Source organism: Acinetobacter gyllenbergii (genome assembly GCF_001682515.1).
GTDB lineage: Bacteria > Pseudomonadota > Gammaproteobacteria > Pseudomonadales > Moraxellaceae > Acinetobacter > Acinetobacter gyllenbergii.
In genome coordinates, this window is sequence record NZ_KV575263.1 from 333003 (window position 1) to 355252 (window position 22250).

At 39.1% G+C, this 22250-nt stretch carries 22 protein-coding genes and 1 pseudogene; 20 read left to right on the forward strand and 3 right to left on the reverse strand.

From position 1 onward, the window contains the following. Nucleotides 1-198: 198 nt before the first annotated feature. The 11 genes from NG55_RS10680 (at nucleotide 199) to NG55_RS10730 (ending at nucleotide 11887) form a co-directional block, all read left to right on the forward strand. Nucleotides 199-729 (forward strand): pilus assembly FimT family protein, encoded by a 531-nt coding sequence (locus NG55_RS10680; protein WP_081408992.1) that lies wholly within the window; start codon nucleotides 199-201, stop codon nucleotides 727-729. Then, on the forward strand, nucleotides 726-1190 hold the full coding sequence (gene pilV, locus NG55_RS10685) for a type IV pilus modification protein PilV (protein ID WP_016542752.1): 465 nt from the start codon (nucleotides 726-728) through the stop codon (nucleotides 1188-1190). Before NG55_RS10680 ends, pilV begins: the two co-directional genes overlap by 4 nt. Then, complete coding sequence (locus NG55_RS10690; RefSeq protein WP_081408993.1) at nucleotides 1190-2272, forward strand: PilW family protein; 1083 nt, start codon at nucleotides 1190-1192, stop codon at nucleotides 2270-2272. The genes pilV and NG55_RS10690 overlap by 1 nt, the downstream gene beginning before the upstream one ends. Then, the gene (locus tag NG55_RS10695) at nucleotides 2269-2991 is read left to right on the forward strand and encodes a PilX N-terminal domain-containing pilus assembly protein (protein WP_065343231.1); all 723 of its coding nucleotides are present in this window, start codon (nucleotides 2269-2271) and stop codon (nucleotides 2989-2991) included. Before NG55_RS10690 ends, NG55_RS10695 begins: the two co-directional genes overlap by 4 nt. 13 nt (nucleotides 2992-3004) lie before the next feature. Next, complete coding sequence (locus NG55_RS10700; RefSeq protein ID WP_065343232.1) at nucleotides 3005-7447, forward strand: PilC/PilY family type IV pilus protein; 4443 nt, start codon at nucleotides 3005-3007, stop codon at nucleotides 7445-7447. Between the two features lie 457 nt (nucleotides 7448-7904). After that, entirely contained in the window at nucleotides 7905-8162 is a 258-nt protein-coding gene (gene rpsP / locus NG55_RS10705) for a 30S ribosomal protein S16 (protein ID WP_004657497.1), read from the forward strand. 16 nt (nucleotides 8163-8178) lie between these two features. Beyond that, the gene (rimM, locus tag NG55_RS10710; RefSeq protein WP_005275908.1) at nucleotides 8179-8727 is read left to right on the forward strand and encodes a ribosome maturation factor RimM; all 549 of its coding nucleotides are present in this window, start codon (nucleotides 8179-8181) and stop codon (nucleotides 8725-8727) included. Between the two features lie 45 nt (nucleotides 8728-8772). Next, the gene (gene trmD / locus NG55_RS10715; protein WP_065343233.1) at nucleotides 8773-9513 is read left to right on the forward strand and encodes a tRNA (guanosine(37)-N1)-methyltransferase TrmD; all 741 of its coding nucleotides are present in this window, start codon (nucleotides 8773-8775) and stop codon (nucleotides 9511-9513) included. Nucleotides 9514-9705: 192 nt separating this feature from the next. After that, nucleotides 9706-10077 carry a 50S ribosomal protein L19 gene (gene rplS / locus NG55_RS10720; protein WP_004657502.1) on the forward strand — a complete coding sequence of 124 codons (372 nt, stop codon included), beginning with the start codon at nucleotides 9706-9708 and terminating at the stop codon, nucleotides 10075-10077. Between the two features lie 137 nt (nucleotides 10078-10214). Continuing rightward, nucleotides 10215-11108, forward strand: a complete 894-nt coding sequence (truB, locus tag NG55_RS10725; protein ID WP_065343234.1) for a tRNA pseudouridine(55) synthase TruB — start codon at nucleotides 10215-10217, stop codon at nucleotides 11106-11108. 11 nt (nucleotides 11109-11119) lie between these two features. Continuing rightward, the gene (locus NG55_RS10730; RefSeq protein ID WP_065343235.1) at nucleotides 11120-11887 is read left to right on the forward strand and encodes a sulfite exporter TauE/SafE family protein; all 768 of its coding nucleotides are present in this window, start codon (nucleotides 11120-11122) and stop codon (nucleotides 11885-11887) included. 14 nt (nucleotides 11888-11901) lie between these two features. Here the strand turns inward: NG55_RS10730 and NG55_RS10735 are convergent, their stop codons facing one another. The 3 genes from NG55_RS10735 to serA all read right to left on the reverse strand — a co-directional run bounded on the left by NG55_RS10735 (nucleotide 11902) and on the right by serA (nucleotide 15031). Beyond that, complete coding sequence (locus NG55_RS10735) at nucleotides 11902-12759, reverse strand: EamA family transporter (protein WP_016542759.1); 858 nt, start codon at nucleotides 12757-12759, stop codon at nucleotides 11902-11904. A 53-nt stretch (nucleotides 12760-12812) separates the two neighbouring features. Then, nucleotides 12813-13694, reverse strand: coding sequence for an EamA family transporter (locus NG55_RS10740; RefSeq protein ID WP_065343236.1), 882 nt, complete (start codon nucleotides 13692-13694; stop codon nucleotides 12813-12815). Nucleotides 13695-13798: 104 nt separating this feature from the next. Next, the gene (gene serA, locus NG55_RS10745) at nucleotides 13799-15031 is read right to left on the reverse strand and encodes a phosphoglycerate dehydrogenase (protein ID WP_005185444.1); all 1233 of its coding nucleotides are present in this window, start codon (nucleotides 15029-15031) and stop codon (nucleotides 13799-13801) included. A 347-nt stretch (nucleotides 15032-15378) separates the two neighbouring features. On the opposite strand from serA, the gene NG55_RS10750 reads away from it, so the two are divergent. From NG55_RS10750 to NG55_RS10790, 9 genes and pseudogenes are all read left to right on the forward strand, one after another. After that, the gene (locus NG55_RS10750; protein WP_016542761.1) at nucleotides 15379-16788 is read left to right on the forward strand and encodes an FAD-binding oxidoreductase; all 1410 of its coding nucleotides are present in this window, start codon (nucleotides 15379-15381) and stop codon (nucleotides 16786-16788) included. Between the two features lie 251 nt (nucleotides 16789-17039). Further along, on the forward strand, nucleotides 17040-17462 hold the full coding sequence (locus NG55_RS10755; protein ID WP_016542762.1) for a PAAR domain-containing protein: 423 nt from the start codon (nucleotides 17040-17042) through the stop codon (nucleotides 17460-17462). A gap of 18 nt (nucleotides 17463-17480) precedes the next feature. Continuing rightward, nucleotides 17481-17771: pseudogene (locus NG55_RS10760) on the forward strand (PAAR domain-containing protein); the annotation flags it as partial. 827 nt (nucleotides 17772-18598) lie between these two features. Next, nucleotides 18599-19243 carry a hypothetical protein gene (locus NG55_RS10765; RefSeq protein WP_065343237.1) on the forward strand — a complete coding sequence of 215 codons (645 nt, stop codon included), beginning with the start codon at nucleotides 18599-18601 and terminating at the stop codon, nucleotides 19241-19243. A 229-nt stretch (nucleotides 19244-19472) separates the two neighbouring features. Beyond that, a complete protein-coding gene (locus tag NG55_RS10770) occupies nucleotides 19473-19973 on the forward strand; it encodes a hypothetical protein (protein WP_065343238.1) in 501 nt (166 codons plus the stop codon). Between the two features lie 63 nt (nucleotides 19974-20036). Further along, the gene (locus NG55_RS10775) at nucleotides 20037-20321 is read left to right on the forward strand and encodes a hypothetical protein (RefSeq protein ID WP_228704182.1); all 285 of its coding nucleotides are present in this window, start codon (nucleotides 20037-20039) and stop codon (nucleotides 20319-20321) included. Beyond that, nucleotides 20263-20751 carry a hypothetical protein gene (locus NG55_RS10780; protein ID WP_065343239.1) on the forward strand — a complete coding sequence of 163 codons (489 nt, stop codon included), beginning with the start codon at nucleotides 20263-20265 and terminating at the stop codon, nucleotides 20749-20751. Before NG55_RS10775 ends, NG55_RS10780 begins: the two co-directional genes overlap by 59 nt. Before the next feature lie 51 nt (nucleotides 20752-20802). Continuing rightward, a complete protein-coding gene (locus NG55_RS10785) occupies nucleotides 20803-21270 on the forward strand; it encodes a hypothetical protein (RefSeq protein ID WP_016660125.1) in 468 nt (155 codons plus the stop codon). A gap of 301 nt (nucleotides 21271-21571) precedes the next feature. After that, nucleotides 21572-22216 carry a hypothetical protein gene (locus tag NG55_RS10790; protein WP_065343240.1) on the forward strand — a complete coding sequence of 215 codons (645 nt, stop codon included), beginning with the start codon at nucleotides 21572-21574 and terminating at the stop codon, nucleotides 22214-22216. The last annotated feature ends 34 nt before the right edge of the window (nucleotides 22217-22250 follow it).

Genomic DNA, 22250 nt, shown 5'->3' on the forward strand with positions numbered 1-22250 from the left:
TAATATTTATTGTGATGTTTATCACTAAATGTAAAAAAATATTATCAAAAGTCTGAAACAGTTTCGGTTATCTGACATTCTCTACCATTTGTCTGTGAACAATAGATTTTTAATCACTTTTGGCAAAAAGTGATAATTAAACATAATAATGTTAACCAAAAAAACGAAAACAATAAGATGTGTAGAGAGGAGGTCTAGATGAAAAGAGGCCATTGTTTAAAGTTTCATTCTTCCCATTTTTTGGGTGAAGGATTTATTAAGACGAGATCACCTTTCACTGATCCACACAGTGGATTTACGATGATAGAGTTAATTGTTACGGTTGCTGTATTGGCTATTGTTGCAACCTTAGCAGCTCCTTCTTTTACCGCATTGTATACGCAAAAAAAAATAGAATCAGTCTCAAATACCATAAAAATCAAAGTCTCTGAAGCAAGAAGCCAAGCGGTATTACTGCGTGATACGACAGGTCTTTGTTTAGACTCTTTATCGAAACAAAGCTGTTCGGCAGCGCTCTCCATTCCAGAGACTGATGCAGATCGGATTTTCTGGGTGCATTTAGCGCATGGTGTAAGCGTAGTGAATACGTCAGCGACAAGCTTGTTATTTAATCAAAATGGCGGAGTGAAAACATCGAAGAACTTTGAGTTATCTAAAGATGGCTTTGTGTATTGCATTCAAGTCGGCATTGTTGGGGACACAATAATAAAAAAAGGGGCTTGCACATGAAAAATATACAACACGGTGTGGGTTTAGTTGAGGTGCTTGTGGCGCTTGTGTTATTGGCTATTGGTATTTTGGGTTTTATTGGCCTCCAGCTCAAAGCAATAGATGCAAGTGCCGAAGCTCGGCAGCAAGTTCTAGCACTGACCATTGCTCGTGATTTGGCGGAACGAATGCGGGCAAATCCAGAGGCGACATTAAAGAGATATTATCAGCCTTTAGTTGTGAGTGAGCACAGCGTCGCCAAAATTGCAAAGCAGGATGTTCTCGAGATTCAAAGTCAGGCAAAAGACTATGGGATGAATTTGGTTGTCGATCAGTGCCCATCAGGGAAGAGCCGCCAATGTATTTATGTCGCTTGGAATACAACGCTATTGGTCAAGGATGGGAAAACGGATTTAACACAGTGCATTGAAAATGGCACTTATGTTCCAAACTCCCATTGTTTATTTTTGGAGGCGTATTAATGAATACAGACCTTCAGATCAATTCTCAGTTTTCAGAAAGCCATGATGATGCGTTGATGAAGTTTCATATTACCGAAGCTGAGCAGCGCCTTCATACTCGGCCACATGCGAATCATAGTGCTGGCTTTACATTGATTGAGTTGATTATTTCTTTGGCCCTAGGGTTGTTGATCGTTGCTGCAGCAACTCAGTTGTTTATTGCGGGTCTCACCAGCTATAAGCTACAAAAAGCGATGGCGGATATACAGGATAATGCAAGTCTCGGGCTGAATTTTATTATTAACGATATCCGTAAGGCCAACCTGAGTGCACCCGTGCCTGCATTAAATAATAAAATTGGTTATGCTGGAATTATTATGACGCCAGATAATATTGGCGAAAAAATTAATTTAAATTGTAACCCTGCATGTTTTGAGAGTAATCAACTTGCGGATTTGGGTACAGCCAATGTCGTTGGCAAGAAAAATAATCAGCTGATTATTCGTTATCAAGTACCCCAAGCAACCGTTGATTGCTCAGGTCAGGATGTTGAAAAAAATACCTTTGTGATTCAACGCTATTTTGTGGCTTCGACTTCAACCGATTCGCGACAGTCGTTGCGCTGCCAAGCTGCTCAGTATACCCAAGCTCAATTGGATAAAATAACGGGGACAAATAAGCTTGCTCTAGCTTGGGAAACAAGTCAGGTTATTTTGCCGAATGTTGACTATTTTAAAGTGCGTATTGGGTATATGGATGGTGATTTAAATAATGTGAATAGCACATTGGTTTATAGCGATATAAAAGATTACGTCAACTTAGATCAAACAGAAAAGAAATACCAAAAAAATATAGATGGTGTCGTCCAGCCCATTCTTCCGCATGTCCATGCAATTCAAATCGGTGTACTGGTACAGTCCGAAAGTAGTACAGGTTTACCCGACCTTGTTGTAGAGAAGAATAAGGCGGATTTTACCATGTTTGGAAAGGAAAAAATTAAGCTCGATACTCAATATCAAAATACTCATTTGCGTCAAGTTGTTGAACAAACGATTTCATTGCGGAATGCCATGGGATGGATTAATGAGGGAGTGGAATCATGAGCAAATATCAACAAGGTTCAACATTGGTCGTTGTATTAATGCTGCTTCTGATTATTACCGTGATTGGAACATTGGCTATTCGGCAAAGTGTAAGCTCTTTAAAGTTAGTCACCAATAATCAGATTCAAACATTATTACTACAAAGCTCTGATGCTGCTTTGCTGGCATTGCAGAATCCAGAAAACAGCACTGATATTACAGCAGCGAGTGGAATCGTCAGTTTTTTTAGAAATGCAGATAATTACGATAAAGAACTGATTTTGTGCTTTAGAGGTGATCAGCCCTTTCATTTATCCAATACCAGTTGGCTATATTGGCAAAACACGACTGCATTTCGTCAAAAAATGGCAACAGGTGGTGGGCCATGTACCGATGATAAGAATGATACTGCTGGTCGTAAAGCTGTGATCACACAGGTACATATTAAACGAGCAGATACGGATGCTCAGCCTTTTTCAGATATGGCTCGCGGTACTGATGTTGTGAGTGCTAAAACTGAACAAAGTCTAAGATTACAAGTCTATGTAACTTCTGTCATGAAAGGACTTGCCGATACGGATGATTTATTTGATAGCACGAAGGGATGTCTCAACCTCAGTATTAAACCACCAGTGGGGCAACAAGGTCTTATTTCATGTTTAAAAAAGAATAAAGTTTTATATAACACTCAGGTCGCGGAATACCGCTTCTTGTCTGACTTTGAACCTTCAGCTTCATAAAGGAAAAATTGTCATGAATAATAATAAAATGAAAACCCGAATAAAAAATCAGTCTAGCACAGAACTTAAAATAAAAAGCTTGTTGGCATGTTGTTCGGTATTGTCTAGCTCCTTAGTGTTGTCTTCGGTTGCTTCTGCAAGTGACATAGAAGTGTATCAACCTGCTGATGGCAATAAAAAACGGATTATGTTGATGGTCGATCAGTCTCGTAGCATGGGAGGGGCCGGTTTATTAGATTTAGTGAAAGATTATCCCTTGTGTGTTGGAGGCGGCGTTACCAATGTTCTTGGTAAAGGTGGTTTGGACTTAGGGATTAAAGTTGCTGGAGAGACTGATGTCAGTAATATTGTCACTAATATTTTGGGTGCAGTAGATAAGAATGTTTTACAACAAGCACTTGGTGGTAGTTTAGACCCGTTGTTAAAAGTGACCACAGAGCAGCTGTCGGATCAGTATCCATTTCCTCGGCAATATTGTACGGTCGTAACCACAGATTTGGTGGTTGACACTTTAGATGGGCTTTTAAAGCCACTGTTAGGTGCAACAGGTTTATCTGCAAAAGAATATATCGAGCAGACCTGTGACTTACAAATGAACCTAGATTTATTAAAACCCGTGACAGGCAAGTCTGCGGTTGGTCTTTATCGTTGTTATGATAAGAGTTCTCGCGTTCGTATGGCGTTGCTTGATGTCCTTAAAGGAAATGATGCGTTGGGAATAGAGCGTATTCCTGATAGCACAGCTGTCGGATTGTCCGTTTCTCCTGATGATCATACTCAAAATGATCGGGCCGGTGCGATTGTCAGTGAGCCAAAACTGTTAAGCACAAAATATATCGTAAACGGAACAGAAAAAACGCATCGTGAACATTTGATCGATTATATTTCGAGTCCGAAGATGGCTTCCCAAGGTGAGTTTAGTGTAGGAAATTTATTGGCTCAGAATATTCCGAAACTGATTGGGGCTGTACTGAGTGATGTTTTAAGTAAAGTATTAAATATCTTGGCGAATCCGCTTGGCGCAGCGAGCTCATTATTAGAGTTTGAGAAAACCAATAGTGAATTAAATAAGTTATTAAGTGTTCTTGGATTGGGGGGCAATAGCCCGTTGGCAAGCAGTTATGCGGAAACTGGAGCTTATCTATTAGGGACGACCACCAAAGGAACAGGTGCTCGACAGTTGTATATGCGAACGACTACGTTGAGTCTCTTGGGGATTAAAATTGGAGAGCAACAGTATCGATGTCAAGACTGGGATGCTAAGGGAAACTGTTTAACAAACAAATGGCAAAAAAGAGAGTTTAAATTGTTTGGGGGAGGCTGGAACTGGAACTGGGACACTGAAGAGATCAAGCAGCTGGTCAAAGTGGAGGGCGATCTGGTCGGCAACTTATTAGGTGATGGAGGATTGTTAGGAGCGGTCGGTAATATTGTTGGTAGTCTCGCTGAAATTGGTGAGAAGGACCTCTATTACGGATTCGTTGCTGAGCAGGATGCAGAATATAGTGGTTTTAGCAACAGTTTGAAGCATCAGAATACAGCCAATGTTTTAACTCAAAATAATAATAAATTTTATAAAACACCTTCTGAAAGTCCTGAGTGTGATGCCAATGGTCTAATCGTTATTGCAGGAGGAGTTCCCAATATTTCACCAACGATTACCGATGCATTATTGCAACCCAATAGCCAAACCAAGATTGGTGGAGTTGAAAAAGCAATTGAACGTATGATGGGGCGCTCTTTAGATCAAAAACAAGCGATTTCGATTACTTATAAAAATGGGGATATTCGTGAATGGGATTTTAGATGTAATTCTACGGAACTGAAAAAAACACAGAAAGGAGATAGTGACTTTGCTACGTGGCAATGTATAGGAGCGTATGCAAGAGATATTCGGAAATTGCCCAGTAACCCAATTACAACGGCCGTGATTGGAATGGATCGTTCATTTTTACAATTACCCAGTCAAATTAATGGACGTATGAATGAGCAGGATACCAGTGGTCTAGATCTGATTAACAATACGACGGTGTCAGAAGATCAACTATTGACTGGGTTTGTTCCTAAAACGGTAAAAAGTTTATTGGATACTTTGGCAATAGGTCCTCTTGGAAATGGGGTAAAAAGCTTACTGAATAGTTTGTTTCCGCCAAGTCCAGAAGACATTAAAAATATGGCGCGTTGGGGGGTAGTCGGTGGTGGTGGTTGGTATAACTCTGCAAATAGTGCCAATATTTCAGCAAGTATTAAAAACTTCCATGACAATCTAGGTGTAGTAGATGGAGATCCAATTGGTTTACAAGCTTTACCGGCGGATCCACTGACGCCGTATCGTATGGAAAATAGTGTGTATACAAGCCTATTTGAACCCACATATAAAGCGAGTTGGTTTGGTAATTTTAAAAAATATTATGTTGAATCAGATAACGCAATCAATAAGTTAAAGGATGCATGGGATAGCAATTCACCGTCTTATGATGTTAAGGACTGGCATCAAGGAGGGGTTCTAGGTTTTTTGCGGGGCAAAGCTCGCAAACTGTATATTAATCGCGGCTGTCAAAAAACAGGTGATAGTTATCAGTTTATCGCGACAGACCAGCTACAAAGCATTGATAATCATTATCTAGATAGTAGTAATGCAAAACGCTGTGTACTGAATAATAGCCTGAAAGATCCTAAAGGTTATTATTTGATGAACCTTTTAGGCTATCAAATTGCACAGAATGCAACTGCAGCAGATCTAACCGAGATCAACTTTAAGAACTGGCAAATAGGAATGAATTTACATTCGATTCCAGTGAAGCTCACCCAAGAAGCAACCCTCAATGCAGATCAGAGCATTCAAAAAAGAAGTGATTATGTGTTGTTTGGAACCACACAAGGTGTTTTACATGTTGTGGATGCAAAAACAGGTCAGGAAAAATTTGCTTTTGTTCCAAATGAGATGCTGGAAGATTCAAAAGACCCAACCCGAATATATTATAAAGGCTTGCAGCGTGAGGCATTTATGCATACGCGCAAAGGGGTGAGAGAGCAGATGCCATATGGTGTAGATGGTGCATGGACCGTATACAGTGAATATGCATATGGAATAGAGCCAGGAAGTAGTGGAAGTATTAGTCGCAACGTTATTGCAACCGTTGGAACGATTAAAAGTAATGGTCAGATCATTGCGAAAGGTCAGCAGATCGCATATGGCGGTTTAAGAATGGGCGGGCGGAGTTACTATGCTTTGGATTTAGTCGATTTAGATGCGCCTAAACTCAAATTTCATATTGATCCTGACAATGCAGATAATGCCTCACCATTGAGTTATATGGGGCAAAGTTGGTCAAAACCGACCATTACTTATGTCAAATGGAATGGTCTTCGTAAACGCGTCATGCTTGTCGGTGGTGGTTATGATATGGGCTATGAAAAAACGGATTATAGTCCAAGCTTTGCCAAAGGTGCTGGTGTCTATATGTTTGATGCTGACAATGGTGATTTGTTGTGGTGGGCAAGCGCCAAAGCAGTACCAGCTCAAAATGGTTTGAAAATTGATAATATGAAATATAGTGTCGTGAGTCGTATTGCCGTTGCAGATCGTGATGGTGATAGCCTGACGGATCATTTGTATTTCGGTGATTTAGGTGGGCAAGTTTGGCGTATTGATTTTGATGCAAATTTAGGAAAAAAAGAGACTTCCAATCAAGTGAATATGGGCGGGTATAGCCTATTATTTTCAAATACAGCGGATCGTTTCTATGAAGCTCCTAGTTTTAGTGTATATGGCTATGAGCAACCTATAGCCGTCGTGAGTATTGCATCAGGGAATCGTAGCTTGCCGTGGAGTGATAGAACGTCTTCAAGTCGGATTTATAATTTATTTGACCAAGATGTCGTTAAGCCTAATTTTACGATAAATCAAAATAATAGCGCTAAAATTGTGCTGTCTGATCTGAAAAATATGGCCAAAGCAGATCAGATTAAAGGGAAAACGCTGGCAGAGGTCAAAGCCTCTATGTCATCTGGTTGGTCAACTTTGGCGGTTAACGTTGCTGGGCTTGAGGTCAAGGACGGTAAAGAAGGGCTCATTCAAGATAGTCGAGGAAGTAAAGTTCTTGGTGAAATGGTGGTAATGAACAAAAGTTTATACGCGAGTGTTTATAATCCAAATGACACCTTGGGTAAGGGCTGTAGTGTCCAAGCCAAAGGGCTGACAACGGTTCAACGTTATTGTTTGCCATTTGGTGTTTGTGAGCAAAACATTAATGAAAATACCATCATGAGCTTTGGTGCAGGTCATGGGATTGTCGATAGTATGGTGGGGTCTGGTGTTGCGACAAAGGATAATGGACTGGTACGTCAACTGTTAAATACAAGTGCTAAAGACAAAATCGGAAATGGTGTAATGTCGGTCAATCAAATGCGTCGACATCTGGTACCGCTTAAATGGTACGAAGACAGTGAATAAACACGCGATATCTAGGTTGATTAAGCGGTAATTGTTGTGGGATCGCACCGATCTAAGCTGTGATCCCACGTCAGCAAGCAGAACAATACGCTAATTGCAAAACCAAGTCGGTATTTTAATGAGGGTTACTTTATGTTGAACGTGACCTAAACAGGCCATCTGTTTATGACATCCTTTTTGTTGTAACCAAGATGAGTTTGTTCTCGTAGCTTCTTTATTAATCAGTGGTGCTGATCAAAACTGCCGCTAATATTATTGCATCAATTTGCGGCAATACTAGCGAAGACGGGTAAGGTCATTGATTTTATAAATTAAATTCAGAGCTGTGGATAAGCTGAAATTTAATCTTTCTTTCAGGGTAAATATAACGTAGAATATCGCCCTCTATGAAAGGGGTTTGAAGTGTTGCCGATGGTCGGTGGCAGGGATAATCCGTAAAAATTATAAGGTTGTTCTCATGGTTGTTATTCGTTTAGCGCGCGGTGGTGCAAAAAAACGTCCATTCTATCAAATCATTGTAACTGATAGCCGCAATGCACGTGATGGTCGTTTCATCGAGCGTATTGGTTTCTTTAACCCAACTGCACAAGGTAAAGCTGAAAAAATTCGTTTAGACGCTGACCGTTTTGCTCACTGGGTTGCTCAAGGTGCTCAACCTTCAGATCGCGTTGCTTCTTTAGCTGCTCAAGCTAAGAAAGCTGCAACTACTGCTTAAGTGTAGTAGGTAGCCCATGACATCGACACAGAATGTGCCAGAAGATCGTATTCAGATTGGACAGTTACGTTCAGCTTATGGATTGAATGGGTGGCTCTGGGTGTATTCAAATACTGAACCCATGAGCAATATGTTTGACTACCTTCCTTGGTACATTGAAACCAAGGCAGGTTGGCAAACTATAGATGTAAAACGTTGGAAACCACATGGCAAAGGCTTGGTTGTTGCACTAAAGGACGTGAATGATCGTACTGGTGCAGAAAACTTAGTTGGCGCGAATATCTGGATTGCCAAATCTCAGCTTCCTAAAGCAGATGTAGACGAGTACTACTGGTCTGATCTTAAAGGCTTAACCGTGTTAGGTCTTGGAGAGGATGAACAAGAAGTTAATCTCGGTCAAATCTACGAACTGTTTGAAACAGGTGCTAATGATGTCATGGTTGTGAAAGCGACCCCTGACAGTATTGATGCTGAAGAGCGAATGATTCCTTGGCATAAAGATGTGGTACAACGCGTTGATCTTGAAGCTGGTCGTATTTACGTCAATTGGGGCGTAGACTACTAATCCTTTCGAGGAGTGTAGCGCAGCAGGAAAATAGAGGAGTCTGCGGTGTTTTTTGCAGTCATCACATTGTTTCCTGAAATGTTTACAGCGATTACAGCGCACGGGATTAGCGGGCGTGCAGCAAAGCGTGACATCGTGCAAGTGACTTGCATTAACCCACGAGATTTTGCTGAGGGCAACTACAAACGAGTGGATGAACGTCCTTTCGGTGGTGGCCCGGGTATGGTGATGATGGCCGAGCCATTGGCAAAAGCAATTAACCATGCCAAACAACTTGCAACACAAGCAGGCTGTGTTCAGGCCCCAGTGGTGTATATGTCACCACAAGGCAAGACTTTGAATGAACAGGCAGTACAGCAATTCGTTGATTATGATGGTTTGATTGTATTGTGTGGGCGTTATGAAGGCGTCGATGAACGTTTAATCCAGCATTATGTTGATCAAGAATGGTCAATTGGGGATTACGTCTTATCGGGTGGTGAACTGCCAGCGATGGTGTTGCTTGACAGTATTATTCGTCGATTGCCCAATGTCATGTCTGACGAGCAATCTGCGATCCAAGATTCTTTTGTGGACGGTCTGCTGGATTGTCCACAATATACCAAGCCTGACCATTTTGAAGGGTTGGATGTGCCTGAGGTACTTAAATCAGGACATCATGTCAATATTGAAAAATGGCGTTTTTTGCAGCGTTATCAACGAACTTTAGAGCGTCGACCAGAATTGGTGGAAAAAGTAGAGTTGAGTAAGCAGCAAATTAAATGGTTAAAAAATTCGAAAGGTTAAACTGATATCAGTTGATCTTCGCACCCAACGAGAAGCTTTGCTTCGAGTTCTACTTAAACAATGTTTAAGTTAAAAATAGGCTCTTTAAGACGTTGGTCTTAAGGGGAAAGTTAAACGGGAGATATGCGCTTTAGCCTCTATTCCCAGCGGTGTTAGAGACCTCTTCTCTCCCGCACATATTGGAGATTCCACATGAGTGGTAAACATCCTTTAGTTCAAGCTGTTGAAAATGCACAGTTAAAATCAGACATCCCTGCTTTTGCACCGGGCGATACAGTTATCGTTCAAGTTAAAGTAAAAGAGGGTGACCGTGAGCGTCTTCAAGCATTTGAAGGTGTTGTAATCGCGAAGAAAAACCGTGGTTTAAACTCTGCTTTCACAGTTCGTAAAATCTCTAGCGGTGTTGGTGTTGAGCGTGTTTTCCAAACTCACTCTCCAATCGTTGCTAAGATCGAAGTGAAACGTCGTGGTGACGTTCGTCGTGCTAAACTTTACTACCTACGCGAGTTGTCTGGTAAAGCTGCACGTATTCGTGAAAAGTTACCAGCTCGTAAACAAGGTTAATTTTAACTTTGTTGTAAAGCAGAAAAATGCGCCCTCGGCGCATTTTTTTATGTCTGCGTGTGCTTAAAAGCCATTCCTTTTTTAAATCTTCGACCTAGTTTTGCTAAAATAGGTCTTTATGCTTTGATTTTTCTTTTATGAAAAAAAGTTCTTATCGTCATTTGAGCGGTGTTTTCCTATTAAATAAACCTTTGGGTTTAAGTTCTAATTCTGCATTACAAAAAGTGCGCCGTCTGTTCAATGCTCAAAAAGCAGGACATACTGGAGCGCTCGATCCATTAGCGACTGGTCTACTACCGATTTGCTTAGGTGAAGCGACTAAGTTTTCACATTATTTATTGGATTCAAGCAAACGTTATCAAACTACGGTCAAATTAGGGCAAACCACAGCAACCGGTGATGTTGAAGGTGAAATTCTGCAACAGCGAGAAGTGCCCGCATTGACGCAAGAACGAATTGAACAAATACTTGAACAATTCCGTGGTGATATTCAGCAAGTACCGCCGATGTATTCAGCGTTAAAACGCGAAGGTCGTCCACTCTATGAATTGGCACGTCAAGGCATGGAAATTGAGCGTGAAGCACGTCCAGTGACCATTTATAACTTAAGCTTGCTTGGCTTTACTGAAGATAGTCTGACATTGGATGTGACCTGTTCAAAAGGCACTTATATCCGTGTATTAGGTGAAGATATTGGCGAGGCTTTGGGCTGTGGTGGGCATTTAACCCAATTGCACCGTACCCAAACAGGACATTTTGAGATTAATCCAAGTTATACCATTGAATATCTCGAAAGCCTGACTCAAGAACAACGTGATGCACTATTACTTCCTGTCTATGCACCTGTTGAGCATTTTCCTCGTGTGCAATTGCCAGAAGGACGGGAAAAGTACTTTGGTAACGGTCAGGAAAGTAATATCGAGCATGAAGCCGCAGCAGAAGTCTTGGTTTTTGATGGTGAACGTTGCCTAGGTTTGGCTGAAATCACCGATAAAAAACGTCTGGTACCAAAACGCTTGTTAAATCTATAAGGGTATAGTCAATGGAATGGGAACTGATTCTAACACTAGTGTTCTTTGCGTTTTGTGCGGGAACCATTGACGCCGCTGTCGGTGGTGGTGGTTTGATTCAGATTCCAGCCTTGATGGGGGCATTACCACAAACAGCCCCTGCGACCTTATTTGGGACCAATAAATTAGCTTCGATTTGTGGTACAGGTTCGGCTGCATTTTCATTTGTGCGTCGGGTCAAATTGCAATGGCCATTACTCGGTGTGATTGCATTATTTGCCTTTATTAGCTCTTTTATTGGGGCGGCCTGTGTGTCATTGGTGCCGACGCATATCTTAAGACCGATTGTCTTGATTATGCTGATTGTGATTGCGATTTATACCTTCGCTAAAAAGCAGTTTGGGCAAGTCCATGTCGATCAAAAAATCACGCCAAAGTTACTGCTACTGGCTGCAATGGGTAGCTTAGCGATTGGTTTTTATGATGGTATTTTTGGCCCAGGTACCGGCAGTTTCTTTATTTTCTTTTTTATTCGCTTTTTGCAAGTCGATTTTTTACATGCTTCAGCCTTGTCGAAAATTGGCAATTTCATGACCAATCTGGCGGCACTCAGTTTCTTTATTCCAACTGGTCATGTACTGTTTGCATTGGGCTTGATGATGGCCGTTGCCAATATTGCGGGTTCATTATTGGGTGTGCGTTTGGCTTTAAAATATGGCAGTGGCTTTATCCGTATTTTATTCTTGATCCTGGTGAGTATTTTGATCTGTCGTTTGGGCTATCAAATTATTACGGGATAGAGGCTTAGATCTCACTAAGCTTTTCCACCGCGTAAGGTAACGCCAATCGAAGCCACCATAATACAGGCCAAAGCCACCCATTGAATTAAGCTAATGCGCTCATGGAGCAGCACCAAACCTGCTAATGCCGCTAATGCCGGTGCAAGGCTGGAAAGTGTGCCATAGCTGAGCTTGGTCAGACGTTTGAGTGCCATTAAATCCAGAGCATAAGGAATCGCAGTTGCCATTAGGGCAATCACCAGTGCTTTGCCCCAATATTGAGTGTCTAGCAGTACAGGCGCATTATTCCATAGCCCGAAGGGCAGGAGGGTCAGTGCGGATAAACCAATAGCAATAGTTAGCGCATGCATGCCAATATTTTGCTGTACTACACGATGTCCATAATAAATATACAAGGCCCAGAAGAATCCTGCGCCCAGCGCACATGCCGCACCGATATAGGAAAAATGCTGTGCTTGAGCATCGTGCCACGGTACCATCAAAGCAATGCCTAAAATCGCAAAGGCCACCCAAATATAATCACTGCGCTGTTTAATCGAGAGCAGGGCCAAACCCAATGGGCCAATAAACTCTAAACCTACTGCAATGCCTTGAGGTAACTTGCCTAAAGAGGTATAGAACAGAATATTCATACAACCCAAGGCTGCGCTATAACAGAGTAAGTCGCGCCATTTCAGCTCTTTCAATTTGGCAATGATTTTCCATGAGCGGAACATGATTGCGACTAGAATAGTGGCAAAACAGAGCCTTAAAATCGTCACGGTCAAAGGATCAAGTGTGGCAATCAATTGCTTGGCAAAGGATGCACTGATCTGATAGGACAGCATGGACAATACCATGTACAGCACAGCAACCAATTGGAGATTTTTCATCTAAGATCTCCACGATAAGCGAGAGCACTTTTCTGATTTTGAGAGAACATCTTTTATTTGGCCTCTTTTTGCTGTCGCGCTTGTTGCGTGGTAAAGGTACAGCCAATTGAGGCAATAATAATCGTGCCCAATGCGAGCCATTGATTCCAAAGCAACATTTCACCGAGGAAGATAAAACCTGAGAGGGCAGCCACCGCAGGTTCCAAACTCATCAAGGTCCCGAAACTGAGCGGAGTTAAACTGCGTAGCGCAATCATTTCTAGGGTAAAAGGTAGAGCACTGGCTAAAATCGCAAGCCCGATAAAATAATATAAATTAGGCAGTTCAAAGACTCGATCAATCGCCCCTGAAAATAGGGCGAAAGGCAGTAGGCAGAACATACCAATTGACATGCCTAAGCAAACAGTATGATTGCCAGAAATGCCCGAAGGCTTTTGCCCTGCAATAATATACAACGCCCAACATGCACCCGCACTGACCGCAAAAAATACACCGACCATGTCGAGACCTTGTTGTGCCTGTTGCAAAGGAAACAGCAAGATTAAGCCTAAAATGGCACAGCCGACCCAAATAAAGTCGTATTTTTGTCGAGCATGATACAGTGCCACACTCAAGGGGCCGATAAATTCAAAGGCTACTGCCAAGCCTAAAGGTAAGCGTTCTAGTGATAAATAGAACAGCGCATTCATCCCTGCAAGCGCAACCCCATAAGTCACAATGGCTTTCCAGCGTACCACTTTGAAGTTGATGGTCCAGATTTTAAAAATCACCGCCAGAATGATGGCACCAAAAAATAGGCGCATGGCGGAGACGGTCAATACAGGAAAGCTTTGAAACAGAATTTTGGCCAAAGAACCACTACCTTGTACACACAACATGGCAATCATTAACAGCAATAAAGCATGCAGTGGTGTTTTCAGTACAGGGCTAGACATCTTATTTTTTTAACATTCAGTATAATATTCACATAATAATTCAAATGCCCATAAAAAAGCCACAGCATCAACTGTGGCTTTTTCGACATTATTCTAAATATTGCTTAGAACAATACGCGAACGCGGATCGTACCTTCAACATGGTTCAAGGTATCAAGCGCTTCTTGAGATGCAGATGCGTCAACATCCATCACCAAGTAACCGATATCACCTTTGGTCATTAATGACTGACCAGAAATGTTGATGCCTTGTTCAGCGAACAATGTGTTGATCTTCGATAACACACCCGGCACGTTTTTGTGGATGTGAAGCAAACGGTGTTGACCATCAGAAAGTGGTAATGCGATTTCTGGGAAGTTCACCGCAGAAAGGGTCATCCCTTTGTCTGAATAAGCAACGAATTTTTCAGCCACTTCTAAACCGATGTTTGCTTGCGCTTCCATGGTCGAACCACCCACGTGTGGGGTTAAAATCACGTTGTCTAAACCGCGAAGTGGAGATAGGAACTCTTCACCATTGGCTTTTGGTTCTTTCGGGAATACGTCAACCGCAGCACCCGCGATGTGACCTGATTTGATTGCATCTGCTAAATCTTCGATCACCACACAGGTACCACGTGCTGCGTTCAAGAAGATTGAGCCTTTTTTCATTTTCGCGAATTGTTCTTTTTTGAAGAAGTTACGCGTAGACGGAACATCTGGAACGTGTAGCGTTACCACATCTGCCGTTTCTAAAAGTTCATCTAAAGAGCCCACTTGACGTGCATTACCCAATGGTAATTTAGTCACAGCATCAAAATAGATGACTTTCATACCTAAGCTTTCTGCTAATACAGAAAGTTGTGAACCAATCGAGCCGTAACCGACGATACCTAGAGTCTTACCACGAGTTTCAAATGAACCCACCGCAGCTTTATTCCAACCGCCCGCATGTGTATCTTTCGATTTTTCAGGTACACGACGAAGCAACAAAATGGTTTCAGCAAGAACCAATTCTGCAACCGAACGTGTATTTGAATACGGTGCGTTGAATACAGGGATACCACGAGACATCGCCGCTTTTAAATCGACTTGGTTGGTACCAATACAGAAGCAACCGACTGCGATCAGTTTGTTCGCAGCTGCAAAGATTTCTTCAGTCAATTGTGTACGGGAACGAATACCGATGAAGTGCGCGTCTTTAACCGCTTCTTTCAAAGCGTCGCCTTCAAGCGCAGTTTTGTGATAATCGATGTTGGTATAACCCGCTGCATTTAAGGTATCGATGGCATTTTGATGCACACCTTCTAACAGAAGGAAACGGATTTTGTCTTTAGGTAGTGATAGATGTTGGCTCATTACGGCTCCGCTACAAAGGCCAAAATTTAGTTGCAGTACTATAGCATAGAGCTTTGAGATATAAATATTTGGTTTAAAATTCCCACAGCAGAATTATTGATAATTTTTCAGTTGAAGCTGAATTTTATTGGTTATACACATTTTGTTATTACAGTATCTTTATCCTAAGCTTTATCCCGTGCCTGCTTCTATGTAAAATGCAGAGATCTGATAGTCAAATCTGAAAACATCAGGTTTGCGCTGTTCTGCCGAGTTTCTATATGTTGAATACTGCATTTTAAGATATTGAAAAATATTATGTTGTTATTCAAATGCTCTATCTTTACTTCTTGCTAGGCCTGTAAACGATGAATGCTTCAGTCGCTTTAACACCTGAGTTATTGACCCAATTAACGGCAATTGTGGGTGAAAACCGAATTAAAACCGATGCCGACAGTTTGGAAAATTGGGGACGAGATCACACTAAACATTTTGATCCGAACCCATCAGTCATCGTTTTCCCTTCAAGCACTGAACAAGTTCAGGCCATTGTCAAACTTGCCAATCAATTTAATGTCGCAATTACCCCATCAGGTGGCCGTACTGGCCTTTCAGCAGGTGCAGTGGCTGCCAATGGTGAGATCGTAATTAGCTTTGACAAGATGAACCAGATTCTTGAGTTCTTCCCCGCAGATCGTATGGTCCGTGTTCAAGCAGGTGTGGTGACTGAGCAATTACAGAATTATGCCGAACAACAGGGCATGTATTATCCAGTAGATTTTGCTTCAGCAGGTTCAAGTCAGATTGGCGGTAACATCGGCACCAATGCGGGCGGGATTAAAGTGATCAAGTATGGTATGACCCGTAATTGGGTGCTTGGTCTGACGGTGGTGACGGGCAAAGGTGACGTACTGCGTTTAAACAAAGGCATGATTAAGAATGCGACGGGTTATTCGTTACAGCATTTGTTTATTGGTGGTGAAGGGACATTGGGTCTCGTGACCGAAGCTGAAATCAAACTTGAGCGTCAGCCACAGAACCTACAAGTTTTGGTTCTAGGGGTGCCTGATTTTGATGCGGTAATGCCTGTATTGCATGCGTTCCAGAAAGATATCGACTTAACTGCATTTGAGTTCTTTGGTGAGCTTGCGATGCAAAAAGTACTTGATCGTGGTCATGTACAACGCCCATTCGAAACGCAATGCCCATTCTATGTATTGCTTGAGTTTGAAGCACCGTATGAGCCGATTGTCGACAAGGCAATGCAGATTTTTGAGCATTGTATGGAACAAGGTTGGGTGCTTGATGGTGTGATGAGCCAGAGCCTTGATCAAGTGGAAAGCTTATGGCGTTTACGCGAAGATATTTCTGAATCAATCGCGCCGTTTATTCCATATAAAAACGACATTTCAGTATTAATTACCCATGTGCCTGCATTTATCCGTGAGATTGATGCCATTGTTCAAGATAATTATCCTGACTTTGAAATCTGTTGGTTTGGTCATATTGGTGACGGTAACTTGCACTTAAATATTCTCAAACCTGAAAATCTGACCAAAGATGAGTTCTTTGCCAAGTGTCAGGTGGTAAATAAATACGTGTTTGAGACCGTGAAAAAATATGATGGTTCGATCTCTGCCGAGCATGGTGTCGGTATGACTAAGAAGCCATATTTGGAATATTCACGTTCGCCTGAAGAAATTGAATATATGAAAGCATTGAAATTGGCGTTTGACCCGAATGGGATTATGAACCCAGGCAAATTATTTGATCTTTAATGCTTGATGAGATAAAAGAAGTTCTGTTAAAAGCGTATCGAAAGATACGCTTTTTTATTTTCCGTAAATAAAAAACTAATGTTGTGTGTTTCTTCTTATAATACAAAATGTAAATATATAAACTTCATTTTCATTATTTGTTGACATTAAATGCCAATTATAGGTGTTATATATGATTTTTATTGAATAAATAAAAAGAAATAATGTATTTAGTATTCATTATTCAATTAAATAAGAATGAGGATATATAAGTGAATCCTAAAAAACATTTTTCTGAAGATGAAGTATCCAATTTATCTATAGAGGAAATTCATGAACGTATTGCTGCTGAACAAGAGTTTATGAATAAACAGAAGCATAAAAAGTTCTTTGCTGCGACACATGGCTCTAAAACAAAAAATGGTGGATTAATTAGAGCGACGATGAACCAAAAAATTAAAGTACAAGGTCATCTTATTGCTGTTGTTGGTGATGAAGCCATTTATAAGGATGGAACAACTTCTAAAATTATTTCGGGTGCTGGCGAAGCAGGATCAATTGAAGGATATGACATTGCACTTGTTGGTAGCCGTTTAGAAAATGGTGATGAAATCATTGAAAGCCTACAATCAGTATTTGAGTATCGTTTGTATGCTGATCAAGAAATCCCTCAAGGTTTTCTCAGTCATGACTAAATTTCTTAGGAGACAATCATGGCTGTAGGCTTTGCAATTCATAACTCGATGACAAATCATGGTGGTATCATTCCTGCAACCCAAATGAGAACCTCTCAAATGGGTAACTTATTTTTGGTAGCAGGGGATGGCCATTTTTGCCCTAAATGTAAATGTTGGTCAAAGATTATTAAAAGTCATGATCATATTATTCTTGATGGAAAAGCTGTTGCTTATGTCGGTGATCAGCTTACTTGTGGTGCTAAAATTTTACCGAAACAATCTCATGTTGTGGGGGAAAGTGGCAGTTCTAGTTTAGGTTCAGCTTCCCCTCTTTTTCAACCTACTAGCTATCAACAAAGTTTCAATAACAATTTAACTGATAGCAAAAATGAGCTTTTGAATGGTTATTACTACAATATAAATACTGGGTTATATGAAGGAAAAATTTCCAATGGAAAAGGTAATCTTGAAAATGTATATGCCTGTAATGGAAAGAAATCAGATAGCGATTTTATATCCCCTCAATATGTAAATATTACTCATAAAAAATTCCAAGAATGCTCAAGGGTTGTTTCACATGAATCTGGAACAGCGACCTTAGAATGTATATTTATTGCTTTCACTGCTAACAATTACGCAAAACAAGTAAAAAAGGATTTACATTCATTATTAATGTCAGGCTATTCTACGATGCCGGCTGGAACAAAGACCCCTTTACCAGATAAACCCAACAATGGGAAAGTGGAAGATCCTAAGTACGGACTTGCTCGTAAGGGGGTTTTAAAAGTTTGTCTAGGAGAGGAAGATCCTACAGATGGTGCAACACATTGGGATGGAACAGATTTCTTAGCATGGGGGTTAGAAAGTCCGTATAAATATAAAGATAATACAAATAAGCCACATGCTAAGTTTAGAGAATATAAGAAAATCACAATCTCTAAAGCGATATATGATGAATTCCTAGTCGGCTCATTGAAGGAATATCCTAAAGGACGAGTTAAATATAGTGGTATTTTCTATGAAATTCCTGCAAAAGTTTTTAAAGATAATACAAACTGGACGACTGGTAATTTTGAATACAATACGGGTAGCAACGTTAGCAAATCACTAACTGCCAAAGTAACAGCAGGCCATACTATTTTTTGGAAAGCAGCATGAAGTTGAAAATATTCAGTTTAATATTTATGTGTTTTTCATACATAACTATAGGACATGCAAAAACAAATAATTACTTAATTGGTAATAATATTATTCCAAAGCATAATCTTCAATTAAGTGGTTCATATCCATCAATAAATGGAAGTCAATTTAAAGAGATTAATAATTCTATTTTTAAATTTATTACAACTAATTTTGATAGAGAAGATGAGGGATACCCTACAGAAATTAGTTTTGAAAAGTTATTTCAGAGTGAGGAAATATTAAGCTTTTCAATTAACTATAATATCAGTAACTCAACAGAAAGATACTTTAACAAGTATTACACATTGAGCCTCTCCAATAAAAAGGAGCTAAGTCTTTCAGAGTATCTTAAAGATAAAAAAATTTCTAAGTATGATGTATTGAAGAGCATAAATAATTTTATTTCCCCATGTCTTTCCATAAAGGAACCTCCCCTTGATTACTGCTCCGATATGACGCTACAAAGTCTAATTGAGAACAATACAAAGGTTACTTATTCAGATATATCTAGCTTTTTTATTAAAGATAATAGCGATATAGGAATTGGTATCGACTCCAACAAATTTACCACTACTTTTATCTATAATGTAAAAAGTAAGAGAATTGTTTTAAATTAGCCATTTATATCCTCTAGCTCATAATCTGCCTATGTTTAGGTTGGGAGTGTCAATTTCTGTTTTCCATTCCTTTATGTAGGTTATATTCGCTTTAATTATGAGATTGTTTGTGGCTGTGGTAAAAAATGGAATAGACAAGGTCTATGAACTGTGTCGAATAGAATATGGTTATCACGTTTCAAAATCCGAAGAATATGAAAAATTTTAAGTTCAACAACTGGAATAATTAATGAAATGTTTATGCATATCTTTTTTAATTTTTGCTCTTTTCGGATGTAGCCATGCAAATACAAACAAAGAAGAAAGTGAAAAACTTATTGGTGAAATTCTAAAAGCAAGATCAATAGCTATTAGTGATGATATTAAAAAATCTAGAAGATTGTATATTTCAGCTTATGAAAATGCTGATAAAAAATCAGTGATTAATAATGAACTACTCATTTATGCTGTAAATAAAACTGATTCTTTGTTTGGCAGTTATGAGATGAATAATGAAAATTTTGAAAACGAAGTTAAAAACAATAAGGATATTGATATTGGAGGAATCGATGGGCTTTGTATTTTTAATAAGTTTTTTAAAAAATATTCTAATACAACCGATATGAAAAAATTTCCACAAAGTCTCCAAGAAGATATGAATAAAGCTTTATCATTGCAGTCTATTTATCTTGAAAAACTCAGCGGAAGTAAGGATTATTTAGATCAATTAAAATGTTTAACATTAAAGTAAACATGCAACCAATGAAGGGAAAAGTTTATTTCAGAGCTAGCAAAAAATAGTTTTACTGCTCGTATGGCAATTGCTAAAAAGAATTTTGGTGAAGTTATAGATATAGCACTATCCAATGCCAGTAAACCAGTGTTGACAGCCAATGCTTTGGCTACCTTTACTAACAATGGACCATATGGAATCAACGAATACATGTATCAAAATGTCTTTGGTCGCCCATATGATAGAGCAACAGTATCTCAATATATTCAGAGTTATCTATACACACCCCTAAAAATCGCTTCTCACTATGAAAATTACTTTACTACCAATATTGGTACTTTCCTGTATCTTTTTAACTTCATGTAAGGCATCGACAGATAAAGAAGATATTGATAATTATGTGAAAGTAGATTTAAAAAATTATGCAACAGACAATTATAGATTGCTTATTGAAGCCAATAAAAACGTAAACACTGAGCCAGCATTGAAAAACTCCTTGTTTAACAATACATATGTTAAGTTAGAAACGGCTCGAAGTCTTTTAAACGAAGAGTACCCTGATTGGATTGATGGTTTGGAGAAAAATGGTTATGACTATGGAGATCTTAACACTGTGTGTTGGATGACAGTATTCATGGAAAACTATGTAAACAATATTGAAGGGAAATACAAAAAAGACCTTAAAGATGAAACCTTAAATGATGTTCATAATCTTTATAATGAAAGACAAAAAATTATCAAACTGCGTGATAGTAAAGATAAGACTGCTAAGAATTTTGTAGAGGTTTGCGAGTGATTTTTAAATCAATTATTTACACCCTCAGATACTGATACAGGTTCAAGTAATATGTTAGCTGCTAAAAAAATTATACTCATATGTCTTTTATTACTTTCTAGTGGTTGTAGTAATAAAACACCTCCAAAAGAACAACTTGCATTGCAAATACCATTACCTCCTATTTTAATTGGTTTTGATAGTGTTGTTTATGCGAAAGCATTACAACAACAACCATCTGACTTAACAAAAAGTATTTATGATTCCTCAATATCCAAAGCAATGTTTTTTAAAAGGCTTTTAAATGATTCTGGTGAAAATGATGACTTCGAAAAAGATATTGAGATTACCCAAATTAATTCCCTATGTGTAATGGGGAAATTCTTACTTTCAGATAAATATAAAGATGCATTGAACTTAAAAGGGGATGTTTATACAGAATTCTATGGTTGGCTTAGTAAAAAACAACAAAAATGGGAAAGTTTATTATCCCATCAAGATAAAAGAATATTTGATGTTCCTTGCTCAACTTTAAAGTAAATTCTCTATTTCCCCCCAATTTTTCTTAACTTTGGGGCTACATTCCAAAACTCATGTCTCAATCTTGTTTAGGTTGGGGTTACTCTATTTCTAATTGGCTATCTTTCATTTGGACGAATTCTTTCATTTGGACGAATTTTCCAATATTTAGAAGTTCCTAGTACGTTCTGCTGTGTCCGAGAAACTATCAGAGAGACTCCTATTGATATTTGTAAAACTATGAATACAACACGGGTAGTAACGTAAGCAAATCACTAACTGCCAAAGTAACAGCAGGCCATACTATTTTTTGGAAAGCAGCATGAAGTTTAAAGTATTCAGTTTAATATTTATGTTTTTTTCATACATAACCATAGGGCATACAAAAACAAATAATGAGTTAATTAGCAACCATATTATGCCAAGCCATAATCTTCAATTAAGTGGTTCATATCCATCAATAAAAGGAAAACAATTTAAAGAGATTAATAATTCTATTTCTAAATTTATTGCAATCAATTTTGATAGAGAAGATGAGCAGTACCCTACAGAAATTAGTTTTGAAAAGCTATTTCAGAATGAGAAAATATTAAGTTTTTCAATTGATTATAACATCAGCAACTCAACAGAAAGATACTTTAATAAATATTACACACTGAGTCTCTCTAATAAAAAGGAGCTAAGTCTTTCAGAATATCTTAAAGATAAAAAAAATTCTAAGTATGATGTACTAAAGAGTATAAATAGTTTTATTTCACCTTGTCTATCCGTAAAAAAATCTCTACCTGATTACTGTGCTGATATGACACTGCAAAGCCTAATTGAGAATAAAAAAAGGGTTGCTTATTCAGATATATCTAGTTTTTTTATTAAGAATAATAGTGACATAGGAGTAGGTATCGACTCCAATAAATTTACTACTACTTTTATCTATAATATAAGAAGTAAAAAGATTGTTTTAAATTAGCCATTTATATTCTACAGCTCATAACCCACCTATG